The 12304-nt window shown below is 43.6% G+C and carries 11 protein-coding genes and 2 tRNA genes; 8 read left to right on the forward strand and 5 right to left on the reverse strand.

Annotation, left to right across the window (positions count from 1 at the left end):
- Positions 1-1008, forward strand: coding sequence for a substrate-binding domain-containing protein (locus AB4298_RS12235; protein ID WP_371986919.1), 1008 nt, complete (start codon positions 1-3; stop codon positions 1006-1008).
- A gap of 83 nt (positions 1009-1091) precedes the next feature.
- Here the strand turns inward: AB4298_RS12235 and fre are convergent, their stop codons facing one another.
- Positions 1092-1802, reverse strand: coding sequence for an NAD(P)H-flavin reductase (gene fre, locus AB4298_RS12240; RefSeq protein ID WP_248999531.1), 711 nt, complete (start codon positions 1800-1802; stop codon positions 1092-1094).
- 109 nt (positions 1803-1911) lie between these two features.
- Positions 1912-3393: a 4-hydroxy-3-polyprenylbenzoate decarboxylase gene (gene ubiD / locus AB4298_RS12245; protein ID WP_248999532.1), complete on the reverse strand. Its 1482-nt coding sequence runs from the start codon at positions 3391-3393 to the stop codon at positions 1912-1914.
- 233 nt (positions 3394-3626) lie between these two features.
- Here ubiD and AB4298_RS12250 point away from each other — a divergent pair, with 233 nt between their 5' ends.
- Together AB4298_RS12250 and AB4298_RS12255 are read left to right on the forward strand one after the other, a co-directional pair.
- A complete protein-coding gene (locus tag AB4298_RS12250; RefSeq protein WP_248999533.1) occupies positions 3627-4157 on the forward strand; it encodes a hypothetical protein in 531 nt (176 codons plus the stop codon).
- 114 nt (positions 4158-4271) lie between these two features.
- Positions 4272-4862, forward strand: coding sequence for a HEPN domain-containing protein (locus tag AB4298_RS12255; protein WP_248999534.1), 591 nt, complete (start codon positions 4272-4274; stop codon positions 4860-4862).
- A gap of 116 nt (positions 4863-4978) precedes the next feature.
- On the opposite strand, the gene AB4298_RS12260 is transcribed toward AB4298_RS12255, so the two are convergent.
- The 3 genes from AB4298_RS12260 to AB4298_RS12270 all read right to left on the reverse strand — a co-directional run bounded on the left by AB4298_RS12260 (position 4979) and on the right by AB4298_RS12270 (position 6504).
- The gene (locus tag AB4298_RS12260; protein ID WP_248999535.1) at positions 4979-5503 is read right to left on the reverse strand and encodes a GNAT family N-acetyltransferase; all 525 of its coding nucleotides are present in this window, start codon (positions 5501-5503) and stop codon (positions 4979-4981) included.
- A 35-nt stretch (positions 5504-5538) separates the two neighbouring features.
- Positions 5539-6039: a TlpA family protein disulfide reductase gene (locus AB4298_RS12265; RefSeq protein WP_248999536.1), complete on the reverse strand. Its 501-nt coding sequence runs from the start codon at positions 6037-6039 to the stop codon at positions 5539-5541.
- 324 nt (positions 6040-6363) lie between these two features.
- Entirely contained in the window at positions 6364-6504 is a 141-nt protein-coding gene (locus AB4298_RS12270) for a hypothetical protein (protein ID WP_371986920.1), read from the reverse strand.
- Positions 6505-6554: 50 nt separating this feature from the next.
- On the opposite strand from AB4298_RS12270, the gene AB4298_RS12275 reads away from it, so the two are divergent.
- The 5 genes from AB4298_RS12275 to AB4298_RS12295 all read left to right on the forward strand — a co-directional run bounded on the left by AB4298_RS12275 (position 6555) and on the right by AB4298_RS12295 (position 11527).
- Positions 6555-7757, forward strand: coding sequence for an aromatic amino acid transport family protein (locus tag AB4298_RS12275; protein WP_371986921.1), 1203 nt, complete (start codon positions 6555-6557; stop codon positions 7755-7757).
- A gap of 213 nt (positions 7758-7970) precedes the next feature.
- Positions 7971-8061: transfer RNA gene (locus AB4298_RS12280), tRNA-Ser, on the forward strand.
- Between the two features lie 587 nt (positions 8062-8648).
- Positions 8649-8739, forward strand: a tRNA-Ser gene (locus tag AB4298_RS12285).
- 602 nt (positions 8740-9341) lie between these two features.
- Complete coding sequence (gdhA, locus tag AB4298_RS12290; RefSeq protein ID WP_371986922.1) at positions 9342-10685, forward strand: NADP-specific glutamate dehydrogenase; 1344 nt, start codon at positions 9342-9344, stop codon at positions 10683-10685.
- Positions 10686-10828: 143 nt separating this feature from the next.
- On the forward strand, positions 10829-11527 hold the full coding sequence (locus AB4298_RS12295) for an aspartate/glutamate racemase family protein (protein ID WP_248999538.1): 699 nt from the start codon (positions 10829-10831) through the stop codon (positions 11525-11527).
- Positions 11528-12304: the final 777 nt, after the last annotated feature.

Consider the following 12304-nt stretch of genomic DNA (forward strand, 5'->3'; position numbering starts at 1 on the left):
ATGGCCACCATGAAAGATGTTGCCAAACTTGCCAGCGTATCCACATCAACAGTCAGCCATGTGATGAACGGAACTCGGTTTGTAAGTGATGATATTGCAAAGCGGGTGCAAGATGCTGCGCAGCAGTTAAATTATCATGGCCCTTCAGCCGTGGCTCGTAGCCTTAAACAGAACTGCACTAAAACTATTGGCATGTTGGTGACGACCTCGACTAACCCATTTTACGCTGAGGTTGTGCGCAGCGTTGAGCAAGCCTGTTACCAGCAAGGGTATAACCTTATTCTGTGTAATACAGAGGGGGATGCACAGCGATTAAAGCGCTCGTTAACCACTTTAATTGAGCGCCGTGTCGATGGTTTAATCATGATGTGCGCTATGCTTGAAGGTGAGGATGCATTGCTGTATCGCCGTTTAGGTGGCTTACCTGTTGTGGTAATGGATTGGGGCCAAGTGGATTTTCCTTGCGACAAAATTCAAGGCCACTCGCGCCAAGGCGGCATCTTAGCGACCCAATACCTGATTGATAACGGTCATACGCAAATAGGCTGTATTACCGGTCCGCGTAATCGCCAGCAGGCAGACTTACGATATCAAGGATTTGTTGATGCTATGGCGGAGGCAAACTTACCGATTAATCCAGATTGGGTTATTGAAGCTAACTTTGAAACCGAAGGTGGTAAAGCGGCATTTGCTCAGCTACAAGCTAATGGAAAATTACCGAGCGCGTTATTCGTGTGCAACGACATGATGGCGATTGGTGTATTACATGAAGCCCAGCGCACTGGAGTGCAGATCCCGCAGCAGTTATCGGTAATTGGTTACGATAATATTCAGCTGGCGAAGTTTATGACCCCTGCGCTAACTAGTATTCATCAGTCAAAAGCGCGCTTGGGCGCTGCGGCAGTAAATGCATTGATTGCGCGTTTGCATGACCCAAGCTTGCCGCCACAGTTTATGGACATTGAGCCAAGGGTGACCGAGCGCGCCAGTGTAGCAAGCAAGGCATAGTCGAAGCTAAAGTTAAAAGCAAAACGACAAAAAAGGCGAGTGGATTTTGCATCCTCTCGCCTTTGGTTGATCTTACAACTTATTTACTTAATAAACGCGAACGCATCGCCGTAGAGGTGGTCTTCTTCAACACCCATAGTACGGAACACTTCACGCGCAGCACCAACCATATCAAAACGGCCAGCAATATAGATGTCATAGCCTTTTAGACTAGTAAAATCGTCTTTTATCTGCTCAAGCAGATTCGCTTCTTTACCTTTCCAGTCATCGGTTGCTTCTTCAATAACTGGGATAAAGTTAAGCCATGGGTGAGCATCATGCCATTCACGGGCAATGGTTTCATAATACATGGCGTCTTGGTTACGACAGCCCCAGTACAGTGTGGTTTCAATATCTTGGCCAAGAGCAATCTTTTGCTCAACAATACTTTTAATATATGAAAAACCTGTGCCGCCAGCAATCAACAGGCGAGGGCGGACGCTTTCACTTCGTAGGTGAGCATCACCACCAGGTACTTCAATTTCAATGCTATTTCCTGTGGCTAAGCATTCTTTTAAACGCTCTACCACTTGCATAGGGTAGCTTTCGCTAACAGCTGCACCGATATGTAGCTCAATATGTTCTGCATCAGGTGCTGAAGCGATAGAGAATGGACGTTTGTCTTTCTCTCCCATAACTACGCATAGGTATTGGCCCGCTTTAAAGTTGAAAGCGATGCTAGGCTTCAAAATAACCTGAAACACAGCATTATTAAATGGCGCTACTTTTTCAATCGTACAGCTAATAGTGTTCATCTTTAATCCTTGATGAGCTTCTCTTTGGAAGCTTATTCAGTCTAAATTCATTTGCCTGCTAACCCGTAGCAGGCAATATAAACCCTTGCTAATATTTGGCAAGGTAAAGTTATAGGGTTGGTGCGTCATCAATGCCTAGGTCATCCCAGATGGCATCAACTTTTTGTTTTACGGCTTCATCCATTACGATCGGTGTTCCCCATTCGCGGTCGGTTTCGCCTTCCCACTTATTCGTGGCGTCCATACCCATTTTTGAGCCAAGACCTGCAACAGGCGAGGCAAAGTCGAGATAATCGATAGGGGTATTTTCGATCATAACTGTGTCGCGCTTAGGATCCATGCGGGTGGTAATCGCCCAAATTACATCGTTCCAATCACGACAGTTAACGTCTTCGTCGACCACCACAATAAACTTGGTATACATAAACTGGCGCAGAAACGACCAAGCGCCCATCATCACTCGTTTAGCATGCCCTGGATATTGCTTACGAATCGAGATCACTGCCATACGGTACGAGCAGCCCTCTGGCGGCAGGTAGAAGTCGATGATTTCGGGGTATTGCTTACGCAAAATTGGCACAAATACTTCGTTTAGTGCCACACCTAGCATAGCTGGCTCATCTGGTGGACGGCCGGTGTAGGTGCTGTGGTAAATGGCATCTTTTCTGTGAGTAATGTGAGTTACAGTAAACACTGGAAAGGAGTCGGTTTCGTTGTAATAGCCAGTGTGATCGCCATATGGACCTTCTTCAGCCATCTCTTCAGGGTCAATATAACCTTCTAAGATGATTTCGCTGGTGGCAGGTACTTCTAAATCACAGCTCAGTGCTTTACACACTTCAGTACGTTCACCGCGCAGTAGTCCGGCGAAGGCATATTCGCTCATGGCGTCAGGCACTGGAGTTACCGCACCTAAAATTGTCACCGGATCTGCACCTAAAGCAACGACTACAGGGTAGCGCTCACCTGGATGCTTTTCTTTGAAATCTTTAAAATCTAGCGCGCCGCCGCGATGATCAAGCCAGCGCATAATTAACTTGTCTCTACCGAGTAATTGTTGGCGGTAAATACCCAAGTTTTGGCGCTTTTGGCGTGGCCCTTTTGTGATGGTTAACCCCCAAGTCACTAGTGGCGCAACATCACCCGGCCAGCAGTGTTGAATAGGCAGTTTAGTTAAATCGACCTCGTCACCGGTTTTTACTACTTGTTGGCAAGGAGGATTACGTACGGTTTTTGGCGGCATGTTTAAGGCTTGCTTAAACATAGGGATTTTTGAGATAGCGTCTTTAAAGCCGCGTGGTGGCTCGGGCTCCTTTAGAAAAGCCAGTAGCTCACCCACATCGCGAAGTGCGAGAGGATCTTCTTTACCTAATGCCATAGCTACGCGTTTTGGGGTACCAAACAAGTTAGCTAATACGGGCATATCATTGCCGACCGGATTTTCGAATAACAAAGCGGGGCCTTTGGCGCGTAGAACGCGATCGGCTATCTCTGTCATTTCCAAATGAGGATCAACGGGATGACTAATACGCTTCAGCTCACCATTGGTTTCTAGGTGGTCTATAAAGCTGCGCAAATCCTTAAAACTCATAGGGGAATTCTCATCGCTATAAACTGTGATATGGCGCGCACTATAGCATTATTCGAACGTGCGTTAAACGCTTGTTCATCAAAGCGTGTTCTCGATATATTTCAGGCTTTACTGAAGCAATTGCCTTTGTTAGTAATGGCTTAGTTTATGGCATTGGATTAGTGGTTATTTGAGCGTAAACTTAATTAACGCCTTTCATGTTTGTTGAGTTTTTCCAACAGAGGAAAATAGCGATGAGAATACATAAACAGCACTGTTATCTTGCCGTCTTATTAGCTTTAGCTGCAATGCCGCTAACAGCGAAGCCTGTGGCTACATTGGTAACCTCGCAAGTGATAAGTAATGTGAGTGTCGGTTTTGGCTGGAGTAATTATGATTATCGTGACCCTTGGCGCTGGAATGTAGGTGTATCTAACAGTTGGTACGGTTATCCGTATCGTAATGGTTATTACAGGCCTGGCTGGCGCCCAGGTTATAATTGGGGCGTGGGCTCTCGTTGGCGCTATCCTTATGGTTATAACAACCGTTACTACTCGCCTTATCGTTATGACAGGCAAACCTATAAAGCTCCTGAACCTAAGGTGGTTAGGCCACCAGAACGAGTGACCACGAGTGTCAGCTATTCGAGCGGTTTAGCCCGATTACCTGATAATGCTCGAGTGCTCCAAAAAGATGGTCGCACCGTGTATGAGTGGCAAGGCGTTGAGTATGTGTTTGACTGGAATAGCAATACCTATCAACAAGTTTCTAAAAATAAAAACTAGCGGGCTAAAAGTAACTTAATCAAGGTCCATTCGCAGCCTAGGCGAGTTTTATTCTGGTGGAGAATCTTGCTAACCTTAGAGTAAGTTAATGGCATAACATGGAAGGATAGTTAAATGAGCTGGATGCAATTTACCATTGAGCTGCTAGATAAATTGATTTGGCCAGCAGTGCTGATGTTTGCTGTGATTAATTTAAAGCGACCCTTATCTAAGCTGATCCCATTAGCTAAAAAGCTTAAGTTTAAAGATTTAGAGCTTGAGTTTGGTCAAGGTTTAAAAGCGGTCACTCAGCAAGCTCAGGGGGTGTTTCCTGAGTTAAAAACAGATAAGAAAACCTTACTTATTGCGTCGGCAAATAGCCTACCTAATTCAGCGATTCTAGAGGCTTGGGAGCAAGTGGACTTAGCGGCTGAGCAACTGATTAAATCTCACTGTGACAATATCACTCTAGATCAAAACACGCGCTACAAGCATATAGAGAATATCTTGATTAACGAGTCATTGATCAATACTAAGCAGGGGAAGCTATTTAGCGAGTTGCGCCAGTTGCGCAACAAAGTGGCTCATGCTGTAAATTATGAAGTGGGTAGGGCGGAAGCGATTCAATATATTGAGCTGTGCTTTAAGCTTATAGAACATTTACATAGTTTAACGCCATCTGATATTCGCAGCTGCAACACCGTTGTAAAAGAGATCGCGAGTTAACTTGATATGAGTTGCTGGTAAACATCTGATGTTGGATTACAAGCTTAAATCACCTGCAATGACACATAAAAAGCCCTGTGAATGATTAATGATTCAAAGGGCTTTTTTGCTTAAGACTAGGCTTTGCTTTTTAAATACATGTCGTAACGTTGGATCATAAAGCCTAAATTTTGAAATTTTTTATTGAAGCTCATACCCAGCTTTTTTAGCACATTGATTGATGCGTGATTTTTGTCTACAACATCACCGACGATATAGTCTAAATCCATATGGGCTTTAGCATATTCAATACAAGCTTGATTAGCTTCAGTCGCATACCCTTGGCCCCAATACTCAGGTGCAAAACGATAACCAATATCTGTTTCATCAATACGATAATCATTTTTAAAGCCGCAAAAGCCAATAACACTGTTAGTTTCTTTCAAGACTACCGCCCAACGAGCATAGCCAAATTGTAAATATTCATTGAGCCAGATATCGCGAATAATGCGCTCGGCATCAGCGAGTGACTTTACGACTCCTGCGTCGCCTGTATATAGGTTGACTCTTTCATCAGCATTAAAATCATATACGGCTTGTACGTCATCGAGGTTAAACTCTCTGATAATAAGTCTTGGTGTTTCGGTTATGATTTTGCTCATACTCTTCCTTTTGTTTCCTTTGGCACCAATCGCTATTACCACACGACTTCTGTTATTGGGTTGTCTGTTTCACCGATAATCGTTTTAACTACTTTATTATCAGCGTCTAACAAGATCAATCTTGGAATACCTGTATTGGCAAACTGGGAGTAAATTGATCTGTCTGTATCAGCCACTAAAGCAAAGTTCAGCTCATATTCTGCGGCGAACTTATCTAAATTTGCTACGGTTTCTTCGCGGCCAATACCAATGATGTCGATATTTGGACTGAGATGGAGATTTGAGTTTACTAAGTGTTTCATGGTGCGCTGTGAGTCGTGACACCAAGTGGCGAATAAGATAAGTAGCTTATTGTTGTTAGATTGGCTCAAATCTATGCTGTTACCTTGGGTATCGACAAATTGGCTGACGGGAACAGTATCCCCAGGGGAAACAAAGGTAAGGTACTCAGTTTGTTTATTAGTGTTGGCACAGCCACTTACAACAAAAATAAGCAGGCTTAATACGATGGTTTTACAGGCTTGTACTAATGTCATTGTTCTCAGCTGTCCTTTTTTATTATTAACCTGCTACACACGAATAAAGCTCTAATTTAGTCGCTAGGCAAATGCTGTTAAACAGTAATATCTAAATTAATACGGTTAACCTATCAGAGGAGCAAGCGAATGTATAAGCTTGGGTTGCAACAGTATGTAAATGAATTTGAAATGAGTTACTTTTGGCTTCAAAGCAGCGTAAAACGGCCGAGGTCTGTTTATTCGAAATTAATCGGATATGTTTGTTGACAGTAGAACGTGGACGTCCTATCGTGGAGTCTCATCTAACTTGCTGTTATTTAAGTCGTTGATTAACAGAATTTATTAAGGATAGTCACGTGTTGTTAACACCTGTTCAGGCTTATTACTATCTATAGCCACAATGGCGTAGATAGAGGTTAATTCTCCCCCCTCATGTTTTAAATCACTCCATTGTGGCAATTCCATTTTTCGGAAGTTGGTCACTATTCAAAGCCTGTTCCGAAGCCCCCTCTTATTAATTTGGAACACCATAAATGAACAATAGTAAAATCTTCGGCAGTATGCTTATTATCGCTGGTACCACAATCGGTGCGGGTATGTTGGCACTACCATTAGCTGCATCTGGTCTAGGCTTTGGCGTTGCCTGTATCGTTATGTTTTTGATTTGGTCACTAATGACCTATACCGCATTGTTGATGATTGAAGTACATCAATACGCGCCAGTGGATGCCACCTTACATACTCTGGCCTATAAGCTACTAGGCCGAAAAGGTCAGCTAGTAGCCAGCTTCTCAATGATGTTTCTATTTTATGCACTCTGCTCCGCATACATTGCCGGTGGCGGCGAGCAGATGAATGATAAGCTAGCCAATTGGGCGGGACTCGATTTACCAGAGCAAAGTGGGGCGCTTATTTTTACCTTACTTATCGGTACAGTGGTTGCCATTGGTACCCGTTCAGTAGACATAATAAACCGCAGCTTATTTTCCTTAAAACTTGTTGCGCTGGTGGTGATGTTATTTTTGCTACTGCCTCATGTATCGGTCGATAACTTAGTCGCGTTACCAGTGCATCAAGGGCTTGTGTTAGCTTCACTTCCGGTTATTTTTACCTCTTTTGGGTTTCATGGTTCAATCCCATCAGTGGTGCGTTACTTAGGTAAAGATACTAAAGCGCTACGCTGGATTATCCTTGTTGGGTCAGCATTACCGCTATTAGTTTACGGTCTTTGGATGCTGGCAAGCCAAGGCGTGTTAACGCAACAGGAGTTGATGGCTAGCCAAAGCCTTAATGGGTTTATAGGTTCATTGAGTAACTTGTTACATAACCCTATGATTGCCAATGCGGTATCTGTGTTTGCAGATTTAGCCTTAGCTACGTCGTTTCTGGGGGTAAGCTTAGGCTTATTCGACTTTATTTCAGACCTACTTAAGCGCAGTGCAACACCTAGCCATAGAGTGCAGGTTGGCTTAGTCACTTTCTTGCCACCGTTAGGCTTTGCATTATTCTACCCACAGGGCTTTATTACTGCATTGGGTTACGCAGCTTTCGCATTGGTGATCTTGGCTGTATTTTTACCTGTGGCAATGGTCGCGACTCAGCGCAAGCAAGCTGGGCTTGGTGGTTACCAAGTTAAAGGTGGCACGCTAGGTTTGGCAATTGCATCGGTAGCTGGGTTACTGATAATCAGTGTGCAGTTGATGCAGATGTTTAATTTGTTCCCTGCAGTAGGCTAATCATCTACTACTTAGCAATAACAGCTAGATGTAATCGTTAATAGGGAGAGCTTGTATAGATGCTAGTATCGCTATTGATGGAAGGTTTTGAGTGAGTTTTGGCTAAAAAATGGCTGAATAAGCATTTATTTTTGTATTTGGTTGGTTTTTTAGTCATTTGAATCAAAATAGACTTTACATTGCCGCGGAGTATCCCTATTATCTGCGGCGTTCGGAGGGATGGCAGAGTGGTCGAATGCACCGGTCTTGAAAACCGGCATGGGTTTATAGCCCATCTAGGGTTCAAATCCCTATCCCTCCGCCACATTTAGAGAAAGGGCTTCCAGTAATGGAAGCCCTTTTTCGTATGTTCAAATAAAAGCTGAACCCTGGGGTTCCTGTTGCTTAAAGTCAGCTATCCCAGCGCCACATTTAGATGAGGCCCCAGCAGAAATGCTGGGGCCTTGTCGCATTTAGGAAGCCCGACTTTGAACCCTAGGGTTCCTATTGCTTAAAGTCAGCGATTCCCGCGCCACATTTAGAAAGCCTGCTATTTATAGCGGGCTTTTTGCTATCTAAGCTTTTATAAAGCTGAACCCTAGGATCCGTATTGTTTAGACTCTTTACTAGGAGTTGGCTATCCCTCCGCCACATTTAGAGAAAGGGCTTTCATTCTTGTAGTAAAGAGCGGCAGCTCTTTTTCGTATCTGCGATTTATAAAGTTGAACCCTGGAGTTACTGTTTTAGAAGCTGGCATACATTCCAACATATAGGAAGGTCGGCTATCTAGGCTATATTTACAGCTAATATGAATGAAAATGGCTTGGTGCGCTGAGTTTTTGTGCAAACTAGCCATTTGAGTGAAATTAGGCTTTACATTGGCGACGAGTATCCCTATTATCAGCGGCGTTCGGAGGGATGGCAGAGTGGTCGAATGCACCGGTCTTGAAAACCGGCATGGGTTTATAGCCCATCTAGGGTTCAAATCCCTATCCCTCCGCCACATTTAGAAAAGCCCGCTATTTATAGCGGGCTTTTTGCTATCTACGATTTATTAAAGTTGAACTCTGGGGTTCCTATTATTTAAAGCCTGCAATCCCCCCGCCACATTCAAGATGAAGGGCTACTCGAAAGAGTAGCCCTTTTTCGTATGTTCAAATAAAAGCTGAACCCTGAGGTTCCTGTTGTTTAGACTCTTTACTAGGAACCGGCTACCCCAGCATCACATTTAGATGAGGTCCTAGCAGAAATGCTGGGGCCTTTTCGCATTAAAGAAGATGCGTTTTGAACTCTTAGCCTTCTATTACCTCTAGACTTGTTATTAACTGCTGTCTATTTTGATGTGACGGTTGAAATTTGCACAATCAAAAGGTGTTCCTCGGCAAGTTTGATGATTTCTCTTTTTAATTGCGGTTTTATTGGTGAATCATCATCAGTGGGGGAGAATGTTTGATTTTCTTGAAGCATCACACAGGTTCAGTAAAGTCTTGTATTCATTAACTATCAAATGCTGATATAAACCAATTCACAAAATAACTGCAGGCGTGTTTTAGCGCATTCCAAGCAGTAGCTATCTTAATTCTTTGTATACCCTGGAGCACCAAAATGAGCTGCGAAATGACTCTTGATAGTTTTCTTTCTACCGTTGCTGAGCGTAACCCTAACCAGCCTGAGTTTTTACAAGCGGTTAAAGAAGTACTGACTTCTATTTGGCCTTTCGTTGCTGCACGCCCTGAATATTTAAATGCTGGCATTTTAGAGCGTTTGGTTGAGCCAGAGCGTTTAATTCAATTTCGTGTTTCTTGGGTAGATGATAGCGGTAAGGTACAAGTTAACCGCGCTTTCCGTATTCAACACAACTCATCTATTGGTCCATTTAAAGGTGGCATGCGTTTCCACCCGTCTGTGAACCAATCTGTACTTAAGTTTTTAGCATTTGAGCAGACATTCAAAAATGCACTAACGACGTTACCTATGGGCGGCGGCAAAGGTGGTAGTGACTTCGATCCTAAAGGTAAGAGTGAAGGCGAAGTGATGCGTTTTTGTCAGGCATTGATGCTTGAGCTGCACCGTCACTTAGGTGCGGATACTGATGTTCCAGCGGGTGATATTGGTGTGGGCGCACGTGAAGTGGGTTACATGACCGGCATGATGAAGAAGCTAACTAATAGTGCTGAATGCGTATTTACCGGTAAAGGCTTGTCTTTTGGTGGTAGCTTGATCCGTCCTGAAGCCACTGGTTATGGTTTGCTATATTTCGTTGAAGCTATGCTAAAAGCAAAGGGCGAAACATTAGTGGGTAAAACGGTTACTGTATCTGGTTCAGGTAACGTAGCCCAGTATGCAATTGAAAAGGCAATGGAGATGGGCGGTAAAGTGATTACCGCATCAGATTCAAGTGGCGTGGTATTTGATCCTGAAGGTTTTACTACTGAAAAATTGGCTAAATTAATGGAAGTTAAAAATGACCGTCGTGGCCGCGTTGCTGATTACGCCCATGAAATGGGGTTAGAGTATGTCACTGGTGGAACCCCATGGCAGTTTGCTGCAGACGTCGCATTACCTTGCGCAACCCAAAATGAGCTAGATGCTGAACATGCTGAAATGCTGATTGAAAATGGTGTGCAGATTGTTGCTGAGGGCGCGAATATGCCAAGTACTGCTGAAGCTATTGCGTTAATGCACGAAGCCAAAGTATTGTTTGCTCCAGGTAAAGCAGCTAACGCTGGCGGTGTAGCAACCTCTGGTTTAGAGATGAGCCAAAATGCATTACGTTTGAGCTGGAGTCGTGAAGAAGTTGATGTGCGTTTACGTGACATCATGTATTCAATTCACGCGACATGTGAGCAATATGGTCGTGAAGGTGAGCATATTAACTACGAGCTAGGTGCTAACGTAGCTGGTTTTGTTAAAGTAGCCGATGCCATGAAAGCGCAAGGTGTTTACTAGCTTTTAGAGATAATAACAAAAAAGGGCCTTTTGGCCCTTTTTTGCTTTTTACTTATGCTGCATTGCCATAATGCGATGTTTTACATAAATTATTGTGTAGCTGGCGGTGCAAATGTGCATCGAGTAATAATGAGGAAGTAGGCATGAAAACAATCGGTATGCTTGGTGGAATGAGTTGGGAGTCTACAGCGAGTTATTACAGCGCACTCAATCAAGGGGTCAAAGCTGAGCTTGGTGGGCTACATTCGGCAAAGGTAGCTTTATATAGTGTCGATTTTGCAGAAATAGAAAAGCTGCAGCACAAAGGCGAGTGGCAACAAACTGCTGCAATTCTTAGTTCAGCAGCTAAATCAGTTGAAGCCGCTGGCGCTGACTTTCTACTTATATGTACTAACACTATGCACAAAGTCGCAGATGACATACAAGCTAGTATCAATATTCCAATTTTGCATATAGCCGACGCTACAGCGAGTCAGTTGGTTGCTGACGGTATTAAAAAGGTAGGGCTGCTAGGAACTGCTTTTACTATGGAGCAAGACTTCTATAAAAGCCGCTTACAAAACAAGTACGCGATAAACGTGATTGTTCCTAAAGAGGCCGACCGTAAAGTAGTACATAGCATTATTTATGAAGAGCTATGCCGCGGCGTTATTTCGTCAAGCTCTCGTGCACAATACTTAACGATTATCGCAGCATTAGAAGCGCAGGGAGCTGAAGCTGTGATTTTAGGTTGTACTGAAATTGCATTGCTTGTTCAGCAGCAAGATACCCATGTACCTTTATATGACACTACAGAGCTCCATGCAGCGAAAGCGGTTGAGCTGGCTTTAATGGATAGGTAATAAAAGACGGCATCTTATCTCGGGGCCATTACTTAATAGTGTATCAATCATTAAACCGATATTGTCGTGACTAAGGTGCCATCATCGCATCGAGCTTCATTAAGAGTAAGTTAAAGGTAGGGAAGGTAAAGACGGGTCTGTTAAAGTTGAGGGCCGATTTAAATCTGCAGGTTCAACTCGTCAGCTTATTATAGAAGCCGCAGTATAAGAGAGCTATAAAGCCGAGGAGATATTGTTTATATGGCGTGCTTGCCAAGCAATATCTACTTAAGCGGTCATAATTAAGTTTATTGCTTACGTATTAGTGAACACAACCTAGCATCAGTAAACATGCTAGAAAGTCGATAAGCTTGATTATATTGGCCTCTAGCGCATATTTTTTATACTTACAAAGGCATTGCTGTGCATAACTCTGTGGGTATTTAGTGAGTATGGTGTGCTTAAAAAAGCTTTTTCAAAAAAGAGTAACTTTCTTTAAAAAAGCGCTTGCGCTCTTTTAAAATCTCCCTATAATGCGACCCCACTGACACGGCGAAGCAGGCCACCTACCAAGCGTTAAGCTAGATAGAATGGGACTTGCAGCAGAGTTAGAGAGATTAACTTCTACGGAAATTAGCCTCAGGTGACAATCGCTTTAAGAGCTTCGGGTTTTGCTTCTTTTCACGAGAGTGATTAAGAAATCATCGCTTGGAAAACTTCTTAAAATAAGCGCTTGACGCCGACACTGGGAAGTGTAGAATACGCCTCCTCAGCCAAACGACCTAAGCGTCTAAGGCG

Origin of the sequence: Shewanella sp. 10N.261.52.F9 (assembly GCF_041471165.1) — a bacterium.
In the GTDB taxonomy this organism is placed as follows: Bacteria; Pseudomonadota; Gammaproteobacteria; order Enterobacterales; family Shewanellaceae; genus Shewanella; species Shewanella marinintestina.